The sequence below is a fragment of the Filimonas lacunae genome (genome assembly GCF_002355595.1).
Classification (GTDB): domain Bacteria; phylum Bacteroidota; class Bacteroidia; order Chitinophagales; family Chitinophagaceae; genus Filimonas; species Filimonas lacunae.
The window spans coordinates 5480321-5503536 of record NZ_AP017422.1 but is presented as its reverse complement, the minus strand read 5'-3'; the positions used below and the strand labels follow the sequence as shown (position 1 = coordinate 5503536).

Below are 23216 nucleotides of genomic sequence, written 5' to 3'. Positions count from 1 at the left end.
TTAATGCGTACCCGAAATGAAGAAAATGAAATGAAGCCGGATGCGGAGGATAAAGCCAGGCAGGCCCTTCATGCCGCTGGTATGGGCATATGGCGGGCATTTCCACTCAGCAACACGCTGGAATGGGATGATATATGTATGCAGCTTTTTCACTGGCCCCAGCCAGAAGTATCTCTGACACAATTTATTGAATGTATTCACCCTGATGATCGTGGACTTGTTTATGCTTCGCTTGATAAAAGAGCAGGGATACAGCCGGAAGAACCGGTGTTAATGGAGTATCGTTTTACCAGTCCGCACGACGCCGCTACAATATGGATAAGGGCCAGGGGTAAATGTTCTTTTAATGCTGATGGCGTTCCCGAACTTTTTATAGGTACTGCTGCCGACGTTTCGGCCATTAAAGAAAAAGAAGCGGCAGAACATCGGGAGATGCGGCGGTTTCAATCGGTGTTTAACAGTGTAGCGGCAGGTATTTTCTTTTCTACGCCCGATGGTATTTTCATAAAAGCCAATCAAACCTATTGCAGCATTACGGGCTACACCGAAAAAGAATTGACTACATTAAGTTTTGCAGCACTGACGCATCCGGATGATTTACCACATTGTAGCGAGCTGGTAGCGCGTTTGCTAAAAGGAGAAATACCTTCTTTTAAAGTAGAAAAGCGCTATATCCGAAAAGATGGCCAGGTGGTGTTTGTCAGAAGCAGCAGCTCGCTGATACTGGATAAGAACGGGCAACCCGAAAACGTGGTTACCGTAGCTTATGATATTACAGAAGAAAAAAGGAAAGATGCGGAGTTGACCACCATGAGTGAAAGATTCAGGCTTGCTTTTGAAAATGCGGCGGTAGGTGTGGTGATTTTAGATCCGAAGGCCAATATTCAAATGGTGAACCGCTCTTTTTGTAAAATGCTGGGCTATACGCCGGAAGAGTTATATAATGTAAACCTGCAGGAGATTAGCCACCCCGAAGAAACGGCTTCGAATAAGCAGTTTGTGCAGTTAATGATAAAAGGAGATATTCCTTCGTTTGTAGTAGATAAAAGGTATTATACTAAAGACGGAAGAGTGGTATGGGGGAGGATCAGTTCGTCGCTGGTGCGTAAAGCGGATGGTACACCGGATGTTTTTATCAGCATCATAGAAGATATTACCGATAAGGTGGCTGCCCGTACAGAAGAACTGAAAAAAAGCAACCTGGAACTGCAAAAAGCCAACCTTCGTTTACAGCAATCGAATCAGGAGCTGGAACAATATGCTTATGTGGCTTCACACGATTTGCAGGAACCGTTGCGGAAGATCCGCGTTTTTTCGGAAATGCTGAACGATATGGACTGCTTTCCGGATAAAGCGGGTATTTTATTACAACGTATTATTAAGTCAAGCGACCGGATGTCGCTTTTAATTAAAGACCTGCTGGAATATTCCCGTTTACTGCAAACAGAAAACGAATTTGTAGCTACCGATCTTAATGTGGTATTGCAAAACGTGATGTCTGATTTTGAGTTGTCCATAGCTGAAAAAGGAGCTCATGTTAAATTGTCTGAGTTGCCGTTGATAGCGGCGAATTCGTTGCAAATGAATCAGTTGTTTTACAATTTATTCAGCAATGCCCTTAAGTTCACCCGTGCCGATAAAGCGCCTTACATTACTGTTTCGTCCCGCATGGTGGATAGTAACGAACTGGAAAAATACGATCTGCCCAACGAGCGGCAGCTATATTATGAGATCCGTTTTACCGATAACGGAATAGGCTTCGATCCTAAATACAGCGCCCAGATATTTGAAATTTTCCGTCGCCTGCATGGGGTGGGAGAGTACCAGGGAGCGGGTATAGGACTGAGTTTGTGCAGGAAAATTGTACAAAACCATAAGGGAATCATTTATCCTGAGTCGGAGGAGGGCAAAGGCACTACCTTCTATATTATTTTGCCTGTTAAGCAGGGGTAAGTTTCTTTATATTTGCGCCCTAACAGTATATCCGCATGGCAACACAATTAATGCAGCAACTACGTGAATCCGTAAATTTTATTCAAAGTCGTTATAAAGAGGTTCCCCAGGTAGCAATTGTGCTGGGCAGTGGTTTAGGCAATTTTACCCAGGAAATTAAAGTAGAGCATGAAATTGCCTATAACGAAATTCCTCATTTCCCGGTAAGTACTGTAGAAGGCCATAGCGGAAAGTTATTATTTGGTGAATTAGGTGGCAAGAAAGTGCTGGTAATGGCCGGCCGTTTCCACTTTTATGAAGGATATACTGCACAGCAGGTTACTTTTCCCGTACGTGTAATGAAATTGTTAGGTGTACAAACCTTGTTATTGTCTAACGCGGCAGGTTCGGTGAATAAAACTTTTAAAGTGGGCGATCTGATGTTAATTAACGATCACATCAGCTTTTTCACCGTTAACCCACTGTTAGGTAAAAATGAAGACGAGCTGGGTACCCGTTTCCCTGACATGACCGAACCTTATAGTAAAGACCTGTTGGCTAAAGCGCGTGCTATAGGCCAGCGTTTGAATATTGATTTAAAAGAAGGTGTATATACGGCAGTTACCGGCCCTACTTTTGAAACCAAAGCCGAATACCGTTTAATATTAGCAGTGGGCGGTGATGCCGTGGGCATGAGCACCGTACAGGAAAATATAGTGGCCATACATGCAGGCATGCAGGTATTTGCCGTAAGTGTTATTACCGATTTAGGCATTCGTGAAGATGAAAATGTAATTACACACGAAGAAGTGCTGGCCGCTGCTAAAGAAGCAGAACCAAAACTTACAGCCCTGTTTAGAGAACTGGTGGCTGCTATTTAGTATTTACCATTTCATTTACAGGTTTCGTTTTATTTTGCAAGCAATGTCACACCTCAGTCGCCTGGTAAAATTTGTATGTTGTGTAATAGCCATGCTGGCTGTTACACAGGTCGTAAATGGTCAGATCAGTAACTATTCCAGTAGCGATACTTCCTCTATCAGTTACGATAGCCAGGGAAGACCTATTAAAAAACAGAAAGGAAACGACTCGTTACAGCACCGCGATCCGCTGGAAGATTCTATCACTATTTCTTACAGATTTTACGATTCTACACGGCCCCGTAAAATAGATTCCTCTTTAAACGATTTTACTACCCGTTACCCGGTGCCGTATGATTATGTAGATTTAGGTAATTATGGCAATGCCACACATTCACTCACGTTTTTGCCCAATATGCAGGCTGGCTTTGATGCTGGCTTTCATGCGTATGATATTTACCAGTATAAAATAAGCGATACCCGTTTTTTTCAAACAACACGGCCGTATACCGAGCTGGCTTATATGCTGGGGAGTAAATCGGAACAAACCATAGGTGTGCTGCATACTCAAAACAGAAAGCCGAATTTTAATTTCACGTTTGAGTATCGTTTTATCAACTCGCCGGGTTCCTATAAAAGTCAGAATACCAGCCACAACAACATTCGCTTTAACACCTTTTACCAAAGCAAGAATAAAAGATATACTTCTTACCTTATTTTCATTACCAATACCATTAAGTCTGGCGAAAACGGGGGCGTACAAAATGATACAGCGGTAAGCAGTCTTTCTTCACAATCGTTAAGTGATCCGTTTACGGTAGCCACCAGGCTTGCCAACAATGTAACAGCATCTTCTAAAAATTTCTTTAGTTCTGATATCGGAACCAGTACGCAGTATAACAATGTTACCTTTTTATATCGCCACATGTACGATCTGGGGCAAAAAGATTCTATTGTTACCGATTCCAGCGTAGTACGTCTTTTTTATCCGCGTATTCGTTTTCAACATACTTTAAACTATAACTCTTCCCATTACCAGTTCAAGGATAACGAGCCTATACAAGCCAATTATCTTGAGTATTTTAACCTGCTGGTAACCAGCAATCCGTTAACGTATAAAGATTCGTGGAAGAGCCTTACCAATGAATTTTCTATCATTTCCTTTCCTGAAAAAAACAATCTTAACCAGTTTTTAAAACTGGGTGCAGGTTACCAGACCATGAAAGGGGAGTTTTTGTATTATGGTGGAGATACCACTTTTGGAACATCCTTCAACAACATATATGGCGATGCGGAATATCGTAACCGCACGCGCAACCAGCGTTGGGATATTGCGGCGGCGGCCAGGTTGTATTTAACAGGAGCATATTCCGGTGATTATTCGGCCCAGGCTAGTATCAAAGGTGTACTGGGTGCTAAAATCGGCTCTATTCAGCTAGGATTTCAAAACGTAAACCGCACGCCTTCTTACATCTATAATAACACGTCGTCATTTCCTTCTCTTTCAGGTATCAATTTCAAAAAAGAGAATACCACCCGCTTATTTGCGAATGTGGAAATACCTGCCATACAGCTGCGCTTAACAGGCGATTTTTACCTGTTAAACAACTATACTTATTTTGATGGTTTTATCAATGCCAACCAGGATACCTCTTTGTTTACTTTGCTACATGTAAGCGCTCAAAAAATGTTTAAACTAAGCAAATACTGGCATTGGTACACTACCGTTCACCTGCAGCAAAAAACAGGGGATGCTCCTGTAAACGTGCCTTTGGCCTATACTACCAACAGGCTGGTGTATGAAGGAAACTTCTTTAAAAACCTGTTCCTGGCAACGGGTATGGAATTACGTTACTACTTGCCTTATAAGGCCGACAGCTACTCGCCCTTAACCGGCCAGTTCTTTTACCAGAATAGCTGGACCACTTCCAACCGGCCGGATATTAATGTGTTTCTGCATTTTCGTATCAAAAGCTTTAAAGGTTTTTTACGCCTGGAAAATATCAACACTTTCGACCCTACTCAGGGCTTCTCGTTTAGCAAATACAATTTTGCAGCACAACATTACCCACAACGTGGCATGGTATTCAGATATGGCATATGGTGGAACTTCGTGAATTAGAGTTAATTACGCGTTTGGCACAGGCTTTGAAATTGTAGTTGCAAAACAACTTATATGAAAACGTACAAGCAACGCGTATTATCTTTCACTTTTTCTGTATTTGCAGTTACCATGCTTGCCATAGCAGGTAATGCACAAGGCTTTCATCTGGGCGCCAAAGCAGGTGCTAACCTGGGAAAATTAGATGGGGTAAGATTTAAAGATGGTTATGAACTGGGCTTTCATCTTGGTGGTTTTGCCGAAATTGATTTCAATAAAACCATCGGTATTCAGCCAGAGTTGTTGTTTAACCAAACCAACACCAAAGTAACCAATCAAACCAGTGATATTTTTAAACCAGGTGATAACATTCATCTTAACTACCTGAGCATTCCTATCCTTTTACGTATCAATGCAGGGAAGTTATTAACTTTAAATGCTGGTCCACAATACAGCATTCTGTTAAACAACCATAAAACCACTTTACAAAATGCCGGTGATGCTTTTAAATCAGGCGATTTTGCATTGGCTTTTGGTGCGCAGGTAAACTTAAGCGCTTTACGTATCTATGGCCGTTACAACATTGGTTTATCTGATGTAGGTGATGTAGCCTCACAGGATAAATGGAAAAATCAGCAATTACAATTAGGCGTAGGCTTACGTATTCTATAAATAATATTGATTTTTCACCGGAAATAATCAACCGGAAGCAAAAGGTGCCTGATTCACTTCATTACCTATTGTTTCCGGTTGTTCCGTTTTATCATCTGCTGATCTGCCATTTTTGGTATAAAATTTCCCTTTACTTCCCTTTGGCATTTTAATTGACCCCATATACTTCTGCCTGTTAGGTGTGCACCTACAGCGGCTTAATGACATTTTGACCACTAGAACCGGAGTATATGAATAATAATCAATTCTTTCTAAAGGGAGACGATGATACCGAATTTCTGCCCATAATACCCATTAACGAAGTTGAAAGCGATCTGGATAAAAACCTGGAAATCCCCGATTTACTTGCTTTACTGCCTTTACGCAATACTGTATTATTTCCTGGCGTGGTGCTGCCTATTACGGTAGGTAGAGATAAAAGCATTAAAGCTGTAAACGACGCTTATAAAGGTGGTAAGCTGGTAGGTGTGCTGGCGCAGAAAGATGGAAGCATTGAAGAACCCGGTTTAAGCGATTTATGCGATGTGGGTACGGTTGCCCGCGTAGTAAAAATGATAAAAATGCCCGATGGTGGCACTACCATCATTATCCAGGGCAAGAGACGTTTTAAAGTAACCTCTTTTGTGGAAGAAGAGCCTTATTTCAGAGCTAAAGTAGACTTGCTGCCGGAAGATGTATTACCGGAAGATGAAAGCTTTGAAGCGTATACAGTAACCATTAAAGACCTCGCTTCCCAGATTATACAGTTGTCGCCTAATATGCCTGCCGAAGCGGCTATTATCCTGCGCAACATCGAAAGCCCTTCTTTCCTCATCAATTTCGTGAGCAGCAATTTAAACAGCGAGCTGAAAGAAAAGCAGATATTACTGGAAGCAGATGATGTAAAGCAAAGAGCAGAAAGATTAACTGAGCTGTTACAGCGCGAACTGCAGTTTGCTGAGCTAAAGAATAAAGTAACCACCAAAACACGCACTGAAATAGATAAGCAGCAACGTGAATACTTTTTACAACAACAGTTGAAAAGTATTAAGGACGAGCTGGGTGGTGATAGCAACGACCGTGAAGTAAACGAACTGAAGAAAAAGGCGGAGTCGAAAAAGTGGCCGGAAACTGCAAAGCAGATGTTTAAAACCGGTATTGAAAAACTGGAGCGTATGCACCCCAGCACACCGGATTATTCGGTAGTATATAATCACGTGGACTTAATGCTGGATTTGCCCTGGGAAGAATATTCGCAGGATAATTATGATTTAAGCCACGCTCAGGACACGCTGGATGCCGATCATTATGGCATGAAAAAGATTAAGGAGCGTATACTGGAATACCTGGCAGTGTTAAAGCTGAAAGGAGATATGAAAAGCCCTATCCTGTGTTTTGTAGGCCCTCCGGGCATTGGTAAAACCTCTTTAGGTAAAAGTATTGCCCATGCAGTAGGTCGCAAATATGTTCGGGTAAGCCTTGGTGGGTTACATGATGAAAGCGAGATACGTGGCCATCGTAAAACCTATATCGGGGCAATGCCAGGTCGTATATTACAAAATATCAGGAAGGTGAAAACTTCTAACCCGGTAATGATCCTGGATGAGATTGATAAGATAGGTACCGACTTTAAAGGCGATCCTTCCAGTGCCCTGCTGGAAGTGTTAGATCCTGAACAAAACAATGCATTTTACGATAACTACCTGGAGCTGGAATACGATTTAAGCAAGGTATTGTTTATTGCTACTGCCAATAACCTGCAAAACATACAGCCCGCTTTACGCGACAGACTGGAGATTATAGACCTGAGCGGTTATGCTGTAGAAGAGAAGGTGGAAATAGCTAAACGTCATTTGGTGCCTAAGCAAAAAGAAGCGCATGGCTTAAAGGATGTAACGCTTACTATTGCAGATAAGGTGCTGGAGAAGGTAATTGAAAGTCATACCCGTGAAAGTGGTGTGCGCGAGCTGGACAGACAGCTGGCCAGCATTATGCGTTATCAGGCTAAAGAGTATGCTATTAAAGAAAAGATCAAAAGCACACTTACTGTTGCTGATGTAGAAAAAATACTGGGTTCGCCACGTTACAGCAACGAGATATACAAAACCGCCAATATGCCTGGTGTGGCTGTTGGTTTAGCCTATACCTATGTAGGTGGGGATATCCTGTTTATCGAAACCTTGCTGAGCGAAGGCAAGGGCGAACTGAAGCTAACGGGTAACCTGGGTAATGTGATGAAAGAAAGTGCTGCTACTGCTTTAAGCTACCTGCAAAGCAATGCTAAGAAGTTACAGCTGAACAGCGAAGTGTTTTCACAAAAAGGAATTCACATCCACGTTCCGGAAGGAGCTGTGCCTAAAGATGGTCCTAGTGCCGGCGTTACCATGCTTACGGCTTTGGCTTCTGCCTTTACGGGACGTAAGGTAAAACCCTATCTGGCTATGACAGGTGAAATTACCCTACGCGGGCAGGTGTTACCAGTAGGAGGGATTAAAGAAAAAGTACTGGCAGCCAAAAGAGCCGGGCTAAAAGAGATTGTAATGTGCTGGCAGAATGAAAAAGACGTGAATGAGATTGACAGCAATTTTATAAAAGGAATTGATTTCCATTACGTTAAAACAATGCAGCAAGTGCTGGAACTGGCACTGGTATAATATTACGTGAAAAAAACAGCCGGGAGTGCAACCAAATCCATTTTAGGTTGTAATAACTGGTATAAGATTTTTTTCATGTTGGTTGTTTTAAGGGTTAAAAGACTCCCCTATTTTCATAGGGGAGTTTATTTTTTATAATACCCATCGTTTTCTCTCCTGCAGTTTTTGGGTTGATCAAAAGAGCCGTCTTACTCAGGCTATTTACATGGCCATCCTACCTATTAGCTCACTAACTCAGTATCCTAATCCTTAATTTCAGATATTGGTAAAACAATATTGCACATGAAAACAAAACTAAAGCTAATGAGCTGGGCTTTGTTTTGCGCATTGGCAGCACAAGCGCAAAACAAGCCGGGAGGTAGTATGGAAGCTCCCGCAAAATCAACAGAAAAGCCTTTGCCGGGTATTACCGCCTTTACACAGAATTACAAAAAGTATGAAGGGTATTACAACTTCTATTACGATGAAAAGAGTGGTAAAGTGTACCTCGAAATCAGTGAATACGGAAAAGAATTCCTGTACTTTAATGCATTGCCTGGTGGTGTAGGTAACGGCGGGCCGGAAAGGGGGCAGGCCGCCGCAGTAATCACCAAATTTGTAAAAGCAGGTCCCAAAGTGTTATTATATCAATGTAATTACAACTACCGGGGAGCTACTGCCGATGAGCAGAATACAGTAGATAAAGCTTTTGCGGGTTCGGTATTGTGGGGCTTTTTACCGGTAGCACTAGAAGGGGATAAGGTGTTGGTAGACATTACACCTTTTCTTATCCGGGATAGCCAGAAAATAGGTGATAAGCTGGCTTCCGGTGGCAGAGGTGGCGGTGGCAACACCCGTTCTGCAACTCCGGCAAGCGGTGGTGCAGGTTACAAAGTGGATGAAACCCGTTCGGCAGTGTATTTGCCTAACACCCGAAATTTCCCGCTCAATACAGAGTTTGAATCGCTAATCACTTTTACAGGTGGCAGCACTACAGGGGCATTTAACTATGGTGGTGGCGCACCGGGTATAGCGCCTGATGTAAATGCTGTTACAGTATATATGCATCAGAGCTTTGTGGCATTGCCCGATAGCAATTACCATCCACGAAAGTTTGATCCCCGTTCCGGGTTTAACCTGTTCAGCTATATGGACTTTTCCGCTCCTATTGATGAGCCTATGGTAAAACGCTTCAGCCGGCGTCACAGGTTACAGAAAAAAGATCCTGCAGCGGCGGTAAGTGAAGCCGTTGAACCCATTGTGTATTACATAGACCGGGGCGCTCCTGAGCCAGTTAAAAAGGCATTGATAGATGGCGGTTCGTGGTGGAACCAGGCTTTTGAAGCGGCAGGCTATAAAAATGCTTTCCAGGTAAAAGAACTGCCGGCCGATGCAGATGCTATGGATATCCGGTATAATGTTGTTAACTGGGTAGATCGTACTGGCAGTCCTGCCCGAGCTTTCTCTTATGGCTCTTCTTACATTGATCCCCGCACAGGTGAAATTATCAAAGGTGTAGTTACTCTGGGTTCAGACAGGCACAGGCAGGATTACCTGATAGCAGAAGGCCTGCTGCAACCTTATGAAGAGGGCAAACCGGTTTCTTCCAAAATGAAAGAACTGGCTTTTGCACGACTGCGCCAGTTATCTGCACACGAAATAGGACATACCCTTGGTTTGTTTCATAACTTTTCATCCAGCTCTAAAGAGCGTGCTTCAGTAATGGACTATCCTTTCCCCCGGTTTACCTTACAAACCAATGGTGCTATTGATGTATCTGATGCTTATGCCAAAGGTATAGGCACATGGGATAAACGCGCCATTATATGGGGCTACCAGGATTTTCCTGCTGGTACCAATGAAAATGCAGCCTTGGATGCTATTATGAAAGAAACGCTGAAACAAGGGCATATATTCATTCCGGATGTGGGTGGTGGTGCGCACCCCTCTTCACACCAATGGGATGACGGGGTTGATCCGATAGATGAGTTAAACCGGATAATGGTAGTGCGCCGGCATGTGTTGGATAACTTTTCAGAAAAGGCCATTGTAAAAGATGCCCCTATGGCCACCCTGGAAGAAGTGCTGGTGCCTGTTTACCTGTTACACCGGTACCAGGTAGAAGCGGTAGCCAAATCGGTAGGGGGCTTGTATTTTACACATGCTGTTAAAAATGATGGCCAGGTAATTACCCGCATGGTAGAGCCTGCAACACAATGGAAAGCCTTTGACGCTTTGGTAAATACCGTAACGCCGGAAGCACTGGCCTTACCGGAAAAACTGATCAGTAAAATTCCTCCACGACCTTCAGGGTATCCTGCTTCCATTGAATCCTTCCACGGTAACACCGGTCCTGCTTTTGATCCTATTGCAGCAGCGGAGTCGGCAGCAGCTACTACCTTGTCTTATTTATTAAATGAAGAGCGTGCTGCACGGTTAATTGAATATCATGCCCGTAACAATAACTTACCCGGTTTTCTGGATATAGTAGATAAGCTGTTGAATAAAACATGGAAAACTACTCCTGCAAGTGGTTATCATGGTCAGTTACAGATGCTGGTGAATAACCTTACTTTAAAATATCTGTTACAACTGGCTGCTAATACTAAAACTGCCGAAAATGTACGCAGCGAGGCTTTATTAGAGATAGAGGAACTGAAAGAGTGGATGACGGCCAAACTACCTGGTGCAGAAAGAACATACAAAGCCAATTTGCTGTTTGGGCTTTCACAAATAGAAGCCTTTAAGCAGGAACCAGATAAATTTCAACCTGTTCCGGCAGCAGAAATGCCCCCTGGCGCTCCTATTGGAATGCCGGCGATGTTTGAAGAAGATAGCTGGTAACAAACAACATAAATGTAAAACGCCCCGGCATTGTTCGGGGCGTTTTACATTTATGTTGTTTTATAAAGCATTCAGTAAATCAAGCATCTGCTGCTGGCTGCACTTATGCGGTTTAGGTTTGGCCAGCTGCCAGTTGGAAGAGGTAAAGGTAATAGCATCGGTGTAATAGTTGCCATTTACCTTTCCTACAACGATCAGTATCACTTCTGTTTTGGTAGGAACGTTAGCTGAGCGGAAAGTGCGGGAGTTTAAGTTAGGACTCACCCGTACCACGCTACGCTGGTTGCGCGTTACTATATACACGCTACTGTTTTTATTGGTAAAATTAGGTGGTAGTAATACTTCTAATTTGCCTGTATCGGCAGCGTTGTTGTCTGCTATCCGGCCACAGCCTATCCAGCCTGCCTGCGTGCATTTCATGTCGTAGCCAATATAATTCCCCGTGTTATCCGATCCTGCAAAGGGTTGTAGCAGGCTGTTGTCGGTGTTGATATTCCAGGTAAAGTTGCCGGTATTACTCACTGTAGTGTCACCATTTAGCACCTGGTTATTGGAGTTAAAAGGAACACCTATCCTGAAATGTAATTTTATAAAGCTGCCCGAAGCAATGTCCAATGCCTGTCCGTTTTGCGAAACACTTACTTTAAAAGCGGCTGTATTATCCAGCAAGCCATCTGTTTCACTGAAAGTGGGTCTTGCATAACGCACAAAGTCACCTTTACTTTTTAAATACAGTAATGATACGTTTACATTACCCGAAACAACACTGCCATTATTGGCTGCAAATCCCGCAGGGAAAACAACATCCGCATAATTGCTAAAATGCAACGTACCACCTGTGGTGGCATTGGCGATGATGGTTTCTGTATTAGCCGAAGTAAACAGGGTGTCCAGCGGGTGTATAAAACTGCTGGCAACAGGACCCCATACCGTATCCTGTGTTGGATAAGGTACAAAAACTTCTGAGGACTGCTTTTTACAGGAGCCCAGAAGAAGAATAAGGATAAAGGAAAAACAGGACACGAGTTTCATACAAGCTTCCATTTATTAATCAGATACCAACACGTTTAATAACGTTGCCCGCCATTAATTCTATAACGTATACCCAGTGATAATCCAGCGGTGTTGAATTTCTGGTTAAAGGCCTGACCTTTTTGTGTCATATCAGATAAGTTGTACCGGAAATAAGGTTCGGCAAACAGATCGGTATTTTCATTAATCGATTTAATAATGCTGAAACCGGCATATAAACCTATGCCTATATTGTTTCTGTATATGCCACTTCCGTTTTTAACAGGCTGGTTAAGGGTGTCCGGTATTTCGCCGGAATACCAGGAACGGAGGTTAATAATAGCACCTCCGTTGGTGGCAAAACGCCAATTATTATTTCCCCACTCATAACTTAATATCACCGGTATGTCTATGCTGCGATAGCGGTTTTTAATGTTCCGCTGCAGGTAACCAATTTGTTCGTAGCTGCTGGTATCGCGCACCGTTATGGTTTGGCCATTGGCGTCAGTAATAGTGTGTGTGGTAATCACCGTTACCTGTTTACGTTCGTTTTCCTGCTTATACTTATAATCTTCATTAATCTGTGAGTATTGCAGTCCTGTTTTAATGAGCAGGTTTTCGGTCAGTGCTTTGCTAATGCGTACGCCGGCTGTAAAGGAAGTACGCAGCGATAAACTGCTGTCCCTGTTTACCATATAATTGCTGGCACCGTTATTGGCCGAAGTGCTGCGGAAAACCATATCAGGAGAAGCATAGGCTTCTATATATAAATCATTCGGTACCGGGTTGCGAACGCTGGGGCAACGTATAATAGGCGTAAACTTATTTTCCTGTGCTTCCAGGTTATGTTGCAGCGCTGTACGGTAATCTGCCTGCTGGTTGTTAATAACTGCTATAGCAGAAGGTAAGGTACCAAAACGCTCAAAAGCCGTGGCCTCCTGTGTGGCAGATACCTGTTTATTTGCCTGGTAGGCGTTGTAGAGCGTATTACTTTCTTCGTCAGTAGGATTAGTAACGGGTTTGCGGCGCTGGAATAAACGGTTATGCGTGGCTTTTGCTGGCTTTTCCTCACTGTTGTCAATGTTTGCTGAAGCATTGTGAGAAGCATCTGTATTGTTGTAAACAGTTGGCTGGTTGGGTTGGGCAGCTGTACCGGAGGTATTATTATCGCTATTCGCAGGCACATGGTTGCTAACCGTAGAGGAATGGTCGTTGCTGACAATTTTATCAGCATCTCCCGCGTTAATAGCAGTACCGCCTGTTGCTGTGCTTCCTTTGAAAGTGCTGCTGCTAGCGGCGTTGCTGGCCGATGGGGTAGCAACGGTAACTTCACTGGTATGTGAAGCTGACATATATAGCCACGCGGCGGAGGAAAGGGTTAAAACTAAAATAGCCGCGGCCCAATACCAACGGCGGAAAAGAAACACTTTTCTTTCCTCTTTATCTTCTTTGAGTTCTTCCTCTATACGGGCCCACATACCTTCCGAAACCGGAGTACTATGGTTGTGAAGCTTGTCATGTATAAAGTTGTCGAACAGTTTGTCTGTCATTGTTATACAGCAATTTTCTGCAGTTCTATTATTTGATTTTGCAGCATCTTCCGCGCTTTTACTAATTGGCTGCGGCTGGTGCTGGGTTGTACGTTCAAAAGTTGAGCAATTTCTTCGTGGCTATACCCTTCAATTACACTCAGGTTAAACACCACGCGGTATCCTTCCGGTAGCGCGTTAATCAACTTCATCAGTTCCTCTTCTCCAAGATTTGCATAAACGTACGGGTCAAGGCGCGGCGAACTGTCGTGATGATCAGAAATTTCTTTAAATACGATCCTCTTTTTCTGTAGCTGTTTCAGCGCACTGTTTACCACAATGCGGCGTAGCCAGCCTTCAAAAGAGCCTTCAAATTTAAACTGATGGATATACGAGAAAATACGGATAAAGCCTTCCTGCAGAATATCCTCCGCTTCACTCGCATCCGAGGCGTAGCGCATGCATACAGACATCATTTTACCAGCATATAACTCAAAGAGTTTACGCTGGCATGTAGCATCTTTTTTTATGCATCCTCTAATCAGTTCATGTTCTGTCACCAGGCAGTACTGTTTTACGCACCTTATAATAATAGATACCTAAAAGTAGCCTTATGCTGCTCCTTCCGGGTGGAAATTGCTGCATAAGCCATAAATGTCGCTACAATCGTCAAAATTATCTACCACTTACACTAAAAACTGTTTATGAATGTAGTCAGTTACAGCGGTAAGACTTTGGGTTTGATGGTATACTGCCAGTTGCCGGTCGGCGCCTGTTCCCTGTTCTAAAATCCGGTTTACATAAGCAATAGCATGCCGGCTACCCAGGTGGTCCAGCACGTCGTCGGTAAAATCCAGTAGTTCGGCTATCAAAACCCTTGTATTCACCTCCTGCTCCTTACCAAAATCAATCAAATCGCCGTCAATGCCATAACGGCTTGCCCGCCATTTGTTCTCGTTGATCAGCGAACGGTGATACATATTAAAGTTAAGATTCTGGCTTCGTAGTTTGTATAATTTGGCGCAAATAGCCTGGAATAAAGCTGTAATAGCAATGGTTTCTTCCACCGTCATCGGCACATCGCAAATTCTAAACTCTACTGTATTAAAAAACGGGTGAACACGCAGGTCCCACCATACCTTCTTGGCATTGTCAATACAGTTGGTTTTAATCAGCAGGTTTACATAGCTTTCGTATGCTTCCATGCTTTCAAAAAAATCAGGTATGCCGGTGCGGGGAAATTTGTCGAATATTTTGGTGCGGTACGATTTATAGCCTGTAGTGCGTCCTTCCCAGAAGGGAGAATTTACGCTAAGCGCATATACGTGCGGCAGGAAATAACGGGCCGAATTGGCAATGTGAATGGCCATTTTACGGTCTTCCATGCCCACATGCACATGCAGGCCAAAAATGAGATTGCTACGGGCAGCTTCCTGCAACTCGTTTACAATCTGGCTATAACGTATATGATCGGTAATTAGCTGGCTTTCCCAGTGACTGAAAGGGTGGGTGCCGCTGGCACCCAGGTAATAACCTAAATCGCCGGCCACTTCCGATACGGTTTTGCGCAGGTTAGCTACATCGTGCCAGGCTTCGTCTATGTCGGCGCAGATATCCGTGCCCACTTCCACTACTGCCTGGTGCATTTCTGCTTTAATCTTATCCTTAATCAGTTTGTGTCCTTCCGTAACAATCTTCTGCTCATGGCTTTTGAGCTCATACGTTTGAGGGTCCATAACCATGTATTCCTCTTCAACGCCCAGGGTAAAATGCTTATAATTGAGGTTGCCCATTCGGTGCAAAAATTACAACTTCTTTTCAACATAAAAGCCATCCGTTTCAGGGATGGCTTTTACTAAATGCTATTGGTAAACAATTATTCACCTATTACTTCAAACTCCATTTCAGTAACGTTACCGTTGCCAAAATCGATAGAAGCTTTGTAAGTGCCTAATTCTTTTACTTCGTCAACGATAGAAATACGCTTGCGGTCGATTTCGTAACCTTTTTGGTCACGGATAGCGCGTGCAATTTGTAAAGAAGTAACGCTACCGAAGATTTTACCACTGGTACCTGTTTTAGCACCTACTTTAACAGCAGATTCTTTCAGTTTACCAATTACTTTGTTAATCTCAGCCAGCATAGCTGCTTCTTTCTTCGCTTTCACTTTCAACTTCTCTTCCAATTGTTTCAGGTTAGAAGGAGTTGCTTCGATAGCGAATTTCTGAGGAATCAGGTAGTTACGTGCATAACCGTTTTTCACAGTTACCAGTTCGCTGCTACCGCCCAGGTTGTCTACGTCTTGAATTAAAATTACTTGCATGTTACTTTTTTTAGTATCCCAAAGAGCCCAATCATTTCTTTCAAAATTGATTCAGACTGTCTCCTGCATTGCGGCAGGATTAGGGAATGGTTACTAGATAAATGAAAAATCAACAATCGGGTGATTGTTGATTTTTCTACAATTCTATTTCAACAGATCGGTTACGTATGGTAACAGAGCCATTTGGCGTGCTTTTTTAATAGCTTCACCCACTTTACGCTGATACTTCAAAGAGTTACCAGTTAAACGGCGTGGTAAAATTTTACCTTGCTCGTTTACAAACTTCTTTAAAAACTCAACGTCTTTGTAGTCGATGTACTTAATACCGTATTTCTTGAAACGACAGAATTTCTTCTTAGGCTTCTCTTGCTTAATAGCGGTCAGGTACTTAATTTCATTTGCTTTTGCCATGGTAATTAACCCTCCACTTTTTCGGTTCCGGTAGATACACCACTTCTTTTCCTTGTGTTGTACTCGACGGCGTATTTATCGAGTGCAGTTACCATGAAACGCATGATTTGCTCATCGCGTAACATCTGGATTTTAAACTTCTCATTGAAGTCGGATGGCGCAGAATACTCCAGTACCCAGTAAATACCAGTGGTCTTCTTCTGGATAGGATACGCCAGTGATTTTAACCCCCAAGGGTTACTGTGCGCTACGTTTCCGCCGTTTTCTTTGATGAAATCAGCGTACTTTTTCTGAGTAGCTTTGAACTCGTCCTCAGAAAGCACAGGGGTAAAAATCACCATCAATTCGTAATTGTTCATTACCCTGAATTTTGATTAATTAAATAATTTGGGCTGCAAAGGTATGAATTCCCTATCGAAATTCAAAAGCATTTCTAAAATCAGAAATAAGTTGATTTTCAATAGGTTAAGTCTAGGATTACTTTAACATATTCCTCTTTCTCTTTTCTGCTGCTGGTATTGTTCTTGCATAAGTAAGATATAGAAAACCTACACTATGAAAAAGAATACCAATCCCGCTACAGAAAACGATTTAAAAAACGTTGCTCAACAATCGCCCGATTCCTTTAAAGTAAGGGAAGGACAGCCAGACAGTTCTATTCTGGCTGATAAAGACCCCATTACACGGGAAAATAAAGAAGATAAGCCCTATAAAGAGCAGGATGAGTTTATCAGCAGCAGCAGTAATAAAAATACTAAGCAGGATTAATTACAAATTGTGACATAGGTGGAAAATACAGCATCTTTTTCCAGTCAATGGAAAAAATCCTTTCTAAAACATTCTTCAGCTCAGGGAGGGAAGAAGGTTTAATAGCGTAAAGATTAGAGCCTTCCCGGTAGCAAAATTCAATATTGTTTAAATCCTGAAGGGAGGAATATACAATAATGGGAAGGGAGTCGTATTTACTGTTGGCCCTTATTTCCTTTAAACATTGATGGCCCGACTTGCATGGCATCAACATGTCCAGGAAAAGTATGTCCGGATGTTTTTCTTCCAGCAATTTCATCAACATGTCGCCATTTTCTGCCCTTGTTAGCAATACCGCAAAAGAAAGCTCATGAATGGCCAATGAAAATACAAAATAATCATCGTCATCATCGTCGGCCAGCATCACGTGGGTAGGATCTTCATGTAAAGCATTCATAAGTGATTATTTTTTTGCTATTCGGTATCGCTCATCAAAAGTAACTCATTGAGCTATTAAATGACAAGAACGCAAAATATTAAAAAAAATCATACAACTATGTGTACATTTACAAACAAGCCTTACGGGCCACCAATGGAACATTCAGATAAACTTATTGTGTTACTGCACAACCACTGTAGCCAGTGGCAGGAGGTGGCTACTGTTCTTGCCGTATGTTGGCCCGACGCCACTATAGAAGTTACAGAAGCTTTGGCTGACCTGTCTGCATTAATGAATAGGCAGGTGCCGCATCTGATTATATTGCTGGGGCTGGGCAGAGGAACGGAATATATCCATTATATAAAGAACATGCGAAGCAGCAGTGATAACCATCATATACCCATCCTGGTGTATAATACTATTCCCACACCGGAAGATGTAGCATTATTACGGCAGCAGTTTTCTGCTTCTACTTTTTAAGGCAGCTGACTGGCTGCCTTTTTTAATAGGATGATGTATACCGGAAAATGATCGCTAAATCCCCCGCTTGCCTGTATGCCATCCCAGAAACGTTTAGGATACCCCTTGTACCGCCCTTTGTTTTCCTGCATAAATTCCTTTTTAAATACATGGGCTGCATAAAAATAAAAATCAGTTTGCTGCAATAGCCAGTTACTGCTGATAATCACCTGGTCAAAAAGCCCCCACGCATCTCTGAAGGCCAGTGTGCCATCCCCCTTTTTATAGTTACGAACCCAGGGATTATATAATCTTGCCGGGTGTATAGTGTCTGCATCAGCATGGGCTTGTAAATAACGCGCTATACTCGGGCTTACGGGATCATCGTTAAAATCTCCCATCACCAATACTTTTGCCTGCGGATATTTTTTAGAAAGGGAATCGCTATGATGTTTGCATAACAAGGCGGCTGTTCTGCGGGCCGAGGCGGTGCGGGCTTCTCCTCCTAATCTGCTGGGCCAGTGATTTACATATATATGCACGGCTTCCCCATCCAGCTTGCCCTTTACCCATAATATATCCCTGGAATGATAATAGAAATTATCTTCCGCTACATCTTCTGAGGTTGTTTCCTGTTTGTCTTTAGCACGGGCAGCAGTGCCTTTAATCAGCACAGGCAGGCTACCGCTGCTGTCTGGTATAAAATACACCGGGTTGTATAATAGCGCCACATCTACACCACGCGCATCTTTACTGTTATAATGAATAATGCGATAGTGGCGTTGTTGCAGCAAAGGATGTGTTATGATATCTTCCAGCACAGCTTTGTTCTCCACTTCTGCCAGGCCGAGTATGGCCGGCCCGTCCGGATTGGCTTCTGTACCTATTGCTGCAATGACACGTGCCAGATTGTTGAGCTTGCAACGATAAGCTTCTGTATTGTAGTGACGTTCGCTTCCTGGCAAAAAATCGTCATCATTCGTAAGCAGATCGTTCAATGTATCATAAAAATTTTCACAGTTATAAAAAGCAGCAATTGCTATTTTATATTTTGTTTGTGCGGATGATTTATTGTAATAAATATATATGTATGCGCTGAATAGCCAGCAAATGCATACTATATGATGTTTTTTAATAATCATTTATGTAAAATAAGATGTAAATTTTAATTGGCAGATTAAAATGGAGACTACACATTTGCGCCAACCAATTACTAATGCTATGAAAACATCTGCAAAATTTGCATGTATTTTCCTGCTGTTACATGTGCGTCTTTCCGCACAGGATAGTATTCGGCTGATTACTATGGATGCGCTATTGCAAAGTGAAGAGAACACCACATTTATAGCCTCTTTGCTTACGGCATCCCGTGATAATATCAGTAACACGCTTGCATTTCAATTCAATGCTTTCCGGTTCAGGCAAAGAGGATATGGTACAGATATGTATGGCACATATGTGAACGGGCTTCCTGTGCAAAGCCTGGAAAATGGTAACACCTGGTGGGCATCGTGGAGTGGTTTAAATGATGTAATGCGTAACCGGGAAGGAGTTGCCGGCTTACGCAATGCCACCTTTGCCTTTGGGGCGCCCGGCGGAAATACGCAGATGGATGTGCGTGCAGGCAAACAACGTAAACAAACCAATATTACTTATGCTTTCAGTAACAGGCAATACACACATCGCCTGTCTTATAGTTATGCTTCGGGATACAATTCCAAAGGGTGGGCTATTGCCTTTTCACTAAGCAGGAGATGGGCTGCTGAAGGATATGCGCCTGGTACATCTTACAACAGTAACAGTTATTTTATGGCTATCGATAAAAAGGCAGGTAGCCATCATCTGTTGAGTTTGGTACTGGCAGGCGCCACCACCCGAAGCGGTATGCAGGCTGCTGCAGTGCAGCAAACTATTCAATTAACAGGTAATCCATGGTACAACCCTTACTGGGGTTACCAGGATGGTCGTAAGCGTAATAGTAACATCAGTAATGTTCATCAGCCACAAGTGTTGTTTACACACGATTTTCATCCTGCGTCACATACTACGCTTATCACTACTATAGGTTATACAGCAGGCGCCAGAAGCGTATCGGGGCTGGATTGGTATAATGCAGCAGATCCCAGGCCCGATTACTATCGTTACCTGCCCGATTATGTCGATAACCAGGCGCAGAAAGACCAGCTTACCCAAGCCTGGTCGGCTTCCCATTCTTCTGTCAGCCAGATTAACTGGGATCGATTGTACAATGTCAACAATAGCAATGTAACCACCATCTCCGATGCCAATGGTATAGCCGGTAATAGTGTAACAGGCTTACGTTCCAGCTATATCCTGCAGCAGCGTATAACACAGGTAAAGCAGGTGGCCATCAGCAGCACCCTTAATATACAACCATGGACACATGTATCTGTAACTGCCGGTGTATTGTATCAATGGCAACGAAACCGGTACTATAAAAAAGTAGAAGACCTGTTAGGAGGTGATTGGTTTGTGGATGTGAATCAATTTGCCGAAAGGGAGGAGCCGGATAATAAAGAAGCCTTACAAAACGACTTATACCATCCCAACCGCCTGGTGACAAAGGGAGGATTGTTTGGGTACCATTACGATGTAGTAATGACTAATGCTGCTGCCTGGCTGCAGTGTAACTATTCATTGGCCCATGCCGATGTGTTTGTTGCCGGAACGGTATCCTCTGCACAGTTTTATCGTATAGGCTATATGCGCAACGGGCTGTTTCCATACAGTTCTTTTGGTACATCGCCGGTAAATAGCTTTATGGGGTATGCCGGAAAAATGGGGCTTACCTGGAAATTCACTGGAAGACATTATGCGTTTGTACATGCAGGGTATTGGGTAAAACCACCTTATGCCAACAGTGTATATATATCGCCCCGCACAAGCAGTGCACAGCAGGATAAAGTAACAGCAGAAATAATACAACTGGCCGAAGCGGGTTATCAGTTAAATGCACCTAAGTTATCTGTGAAAACTGTGTTTTACCTTACACAAACACAGCATGGCCTTAAAGTACTTAGCTTTTATCACGATGAGTATAGAAACTTTGTAAACTATGCTTTGAGCAATATTGGCAAATGGTATGCTGGTATAGAAACGGGTATAGAAGCAAAGCTAACCCCAACGCTTACCCTTAGCATGGTGGCTGCGGTGGGCCGGTATTATTACCACCAGCGTCAACAGGCTACCGTTACGGCCGATAACAGCGCTGCTGTGCTGGAAAAAACCACTGTGTTCAGTAAAAACTACCGCTTAGGAAACTCCCCACAGGAAGCATATAGTGCCACGTTGATGTATCGATCGCCGGACGCCTGGTTTGTGAGTGCTTCCGGTAATTACGCACGTATGCAATGGCTGGAAGCCAATCCTCTTCGGCTTACGCCACAGGCCACAGACAATGTAAGCAATACAACACCGCTTTTTCAGCAGATAATACAACAACAGCAATGGCCTGCACAAGCTACCGTAAATGTGTTTGCCGGCTATACTTACCGGAAGGTTTCTAAAAAGAAAAAAAGCACTTACTACAACCTATACGCCAGCATTAACAACCTGCTCAATAACCGTAGTATAGTGGCCGGTGCTTATGAGCAGTTGCGATTCGATTTCGAAACTAAAAACCGCAATACATATCCTCCCAAACTATTATACGGCATGGGGGTAAATTATGCCATCAGTTTGGGAATCAGGTATTAATTCACATAAAGCAAGGATAATGAAATATCAGCTATGGGTGGCCTGCGTGTGTATGCTGGCCTGCAATAAACCTTTTGATAAACCGGAAACTTATGAAAATCCGGACATCACAGCCAACATCAGTATCAAACAATTAAAAACATTACACACGGTAAAAGGAAAATTTGAATCAATAACGGAAGATTACATCATTACAGGTGTGGTAACTGCTGATGACAGGTCTGGCAACTTTTACAAAAGCATTGTAATAGAAGATGCTACAGGGGGCATTTCATTGGTGTTATCGCGGGCTGCGCTATATAACGATTATCCGCTGGGCAGAAGGCTTTTTATTAAAGCAAAAGGGTTGGTACTGGGCGATTACCGGGGTTTAATGCAGTTAGGGGCAGGTATAGATGTAAGTGATCCTTCCGATCTGGCCGTTGCCGGTATTGCAGCACCCTTACTCAGCAAGTACATCATAAAGGGTAATTTACATAATACCGTAACGCCTGTTATTGTAACAGCTGATAAGCTTACCACTGCTTTACAGGATGAATACCAGAACAGGTTGATTCAATTGCAGGATGTGCAATTTGCAGCGGCCGATAGCATGGCCACTTATGCCAATAGTGTTACCAGGCAGGCCGGTAGTTTTACCCTGCAAAATTGTGAAGAAAGCGTAATCACTCTGCGAAACAGCGCCTATGCCAACTTTGCTTCAGCAGCACTGCCGCGTGGCAGGGGAAGTGTTACCGGTGTGTATACGGTATTTAACAGTGCAAAGCAATTGATGATAAGAGATACTGCCGATGTACAATGCAGGGGCGAGCGTTGTAATAAAGTACAGCCGGTAGAAGAGGACGTGCCTTACGAACAGGGAATACAACTAAAGGGATCAGGTAGCGTGTTATTTGATTGCAACAGGTTAGATAGTATATGGCCGGCAGGTATAAGTTTGCATACAGATGTTACTGCTATAGATTCTGGTGTTGTAGCGTCTTTTGCTGCTACTAAAGCATCCTGGGCTGCTACTACCGGTGGGTTTAAAAATTATGCTTCTGCTACAGGGTTATCAGTGAACAGCACACAGGCGCAACAACAGGCATCTGTTAACCGGGCCTTGGGCATCAGGCAGGTGTCCGCTACAGATAAGGGAGTAGCATTTGTGCTGGCTGTTAATAATACCTTGCAATGTAAAAACATCACCCTCAGTTTTCTGTTGCAATCACTGGATGCAGCTTCGGGAAGAGCTACTACATGGGTGGTAGATTACGCACAGGGTAGTTATCCTACTACATACACACCTGTTATTACTACACCTGAGTTGTTGGTAACAGGTAAAAACAGTTTTACCAGCACAGCAGTAAAGGTTGTATTGCCAGAAGCGGTAGCAAATAGCAACAAAAAATTAACTATTCGCATTGTGGCGCTTACGGCCACTACAGGCAGTGGTAGCAGGGCTTCTACGGCCATTGATGATATTAAATTAGAGTGGAATTAAAAAAATGGCAATAGCTACTATTACAGTATAACACATGCGGGTTGTATTTGATATGTCATTTAGCTTTACCTTGCAG

At 43.1% G+C, this 23216-nt stretch carries 19 protein-coding genes; 10 read left to right on the top strand and 9 right to left on the bottom strand.

The window, feature by feature from the left end:
* The first annotated feature begins 3 nt into the window (after positions 1–3).
* The 6 genes from FLA_RS21700 to FLA_RS21675 all read left to right on the top strand — a co-directional run bounded on the left by FLA_RS21700 (position 4) and on the right by FLA_RS21675 (position 11021).
* On the top strand, positions 4–1953 hold the full coding sequence (locus FLA_RS21700) for a sensor histidine kinase (RefSeq protein ID WP_076382491.1): 1950 nt from the start codon (positions 4–6) through the stop codon (positions 1951–1953).
* 35 nt (positions 1954–1988) lie between these two features.
* A complete protein-coding gene (locus FLA_RS21695; RefSeq protein ID WP_076382490.1) occupies positions 1989–2813 on the top strand; it encodes a purine-nucleoside phosphorylase in 825 nt (274 codons plus the stop codon).
* A 43-nt stretch (positions 2814–2856) separates the two neighbouring features.
* Positions 2857–4914 carry a putative porin gene (locus tag FLA_RS21690; protein WP_076382489.1) on the top strand — a complete coding sequence of 686 codons (2058 nt, stop codon included), beginning with the start codon at positions 2857–2859 and terminating at the stop codon, positions 4912–4914.
* Positions 4915–4968: 54 nt separating this feature from the next.
* Positions 4969–5565, top strand: a complete 597-nt coding sequence (locus FLA_RS21685) for a porin family protein (protein WP_076382488.1) — start codon at positions 4969–4971, stop codon at positions 5563–5565.
* A gap of 230 nt (positions 5566–5795) precedes the next feature.
* The gene (gene lon, locus FLA_RS21680; protein ID WP_076382487.1) at positions 5796–8198 is read left to right on the top strand and encodes an endopeptidase La; all 2403 of its coding nucleotides are present in this window, start codon (positions 5796–5798) and stop codon (positions 8196–8198) included.
* A 282-nt stretch (positions 8199–8480) separates the two neighbouring features.
* On the top strand, positions 8481–11021 hold the full coding sequence (locus FLA_RS21675) for a zinc-dependent metalloprotease (protein ID WP_076382486.1): 2541 nt from the start codon (positions 8481–8483) through the stop codon (positions 11019–11021).
* 60 nt (positions 11022–11081) lie between these two features.
* On the opposite strand, the gene FLA_RS21670 is transcribed toward FLA_RS21675, so the two are convergent.
* The 7 genes from FLA_RS21670 to rpsF all read right to left on the bottom strand — a co-directional run bounded on the left by FLA_RS21670 (position 11082) and on the right by rpsF (position 16654).
* Complete coding sequence (locus FLA_RS21670) at positions 11082–12053, bottom strand: hypothetical protein (protein ID WP_076382485.1); 972 nt, start codon at positions 12051–12053, stop codon at positions 11082–11084.
* Positions 12054–12088: 35 nt separating this feature from the next.
* Complete coding sequence (locus FLA_RS21665) at positions 12089–13582, bottom strand: hypothetical protein (protein ID WP_076382484.1); 1494 nt, start codon at positions 13580–13582, stop codon at positions 12089–12091.
* 2 nt (positions 13583–13584) lie between these two features.
* On the bottom strand, positions 13585–14121 hold the full coding sequence (locus tag FLA_RS21660) for an RNA polymerase sigma factor (protein WP_076382483.1): 537 nt from the start codon (positions 14119–14121) through the stop codon (positions 13585–13587).
* Positions 14122–14247: 126 nt separating this feature from the next.
* A complete protein-coding gene (locus FLA_RS21655) occupies positions 14248–15354 on the bottom strand; it encodes a carboxylate-amine ligase (protein ID WP_076382482.1) in 1107 nt (368 codons plus the stop codon).
* An 83-nt stretch (positions 15355–15437) separates the two neighbouring features.
* Positions 15438–15884 (bottom strand): 50S ribosomal protein L9, encoded by a 447-nt coding sequence (gene rplI / locus FLA_RS21650; RefSeq protein WP_076382481.1) that lies wholly within the window; start codon positions 15882–15884, stop codon positions 15438–15440.
* A gap of 144 nt (positions 15885–16028) precedes the next feature.
* Positions 16029–16295 (bottom strand): 30S ribosomal protein S18, encoded by a 267-nt coding sequence (rpsR, locus tag FLA_RS21645; RefSeq protein ID WP_076382480.1) that lies wholly within the window; start codon positions 16293–16295, stop codon positions 16029–16031.
* Between the two features lie 5 nt (positions 16296–16300).
* Positions 16301–16654 carry a 30S ribosomal protein S6 gene (gene rpsF / locus FLA_RS21640; protein ID WP_076382479.1) on the bottom strand — a complete coding sequence of 118 codons (354 nt, stop codon included), beginning with the start codon at positions 16652–16654 and terminating at the stop codon, positions 16301–16303.
* A gap of 196 nt (positions 16655–16850) precedes the next feature.
* Here rpsF and FLA_RS21635 point away from each other — a divergent pair, with 196 nt between their 5' ends.
* Complete coding sequence (locus FLA_RS21635; protein ID WP_076382478.1) at positions 16851–17063, top strand: hypothetical protein; 213 nt, start codon at positions 16851–16853, stop codon at positions 17061–17063.
* On the opposite strand, the gene FLA_RS21630 is transcribed toward FLA_RS21635, so the two are convergent.
* On the bottom strand, positions 17050–17499 hold the full coding sequence (locus FLA_RS21630; RefSeq protein ID WP_076382477.1) for a response regulator: 450 nt from the start codon (positions 17497–17499) through the stop codon (positions 17050–17052). The genes FLA_RS21635 and FLA_RS21630 overlap by 14 nt on opposite strands.
* 99 nt (positions 17500–17598) lie before the next feature.
* Here FLA_RS21630 and FLA_RS21625 point away from each other — a divergent pair, with 99 nt between their 5' ends.
* Positions 17599–17961: a hypothetical protein gene (locus FLA_RS21625; RefSeq protein WP_144264178.1), complete on the top strand. Its 363-nt coding sequence runs from the start codon at positions 17599–17601 to the stop codon at positions 17959–17961.
* Here the strand turns inward: FLA_RS21625 and FLA_RS21620 are convergent.
* The gene (locus FLA_RS21620; RefSeq protein ID WP_231940308.1) at positions 17958–18938 is read right to left on the bottom strand and encodes an endonuclease/exonuclease/phosphatase family protein; all 981 of its coding nucleotides are present in this window, start codon (positions 18936–18938) and stop codon (positions 17958–17960) included. The genes FLA_RS21625 and FLA_RS21620 overlap by 4 nt on opposite strands.
* Positions 18939–19161: 223 nt before the next feature.
* Here FLA_RS21620 and FLA_RS21615 point away from each other — a divergent pair, with 223 nt between their 5' ends.
* Both FLA_RS21615 and FLA_RS21610 read left to right on the top strand, forming a co-directional pair.
* Positions 19162–21657: a TonB-dependent receptor gene (locus FLA_RS21615; protein ID WP_076382474.1), complete on the top strand. Its 2496-nt coding sequence runs from the start codon at positions 19162–19164 to the stop codon at positions 21655–21657.
* 19 nt (positions 21658–21676) lie between these two features.
* Positions 21677–23140, top strand: coding sequence for a DUF5689 domain-containing protein (locus tag FLA_RS21610; protein WP_076382473.1), 1464 nt, complete (start codon positions 21677–21679; stop codon positions 23138–23140).
* Positions 23141–23216: the final 76 nt, after the last annotated feature.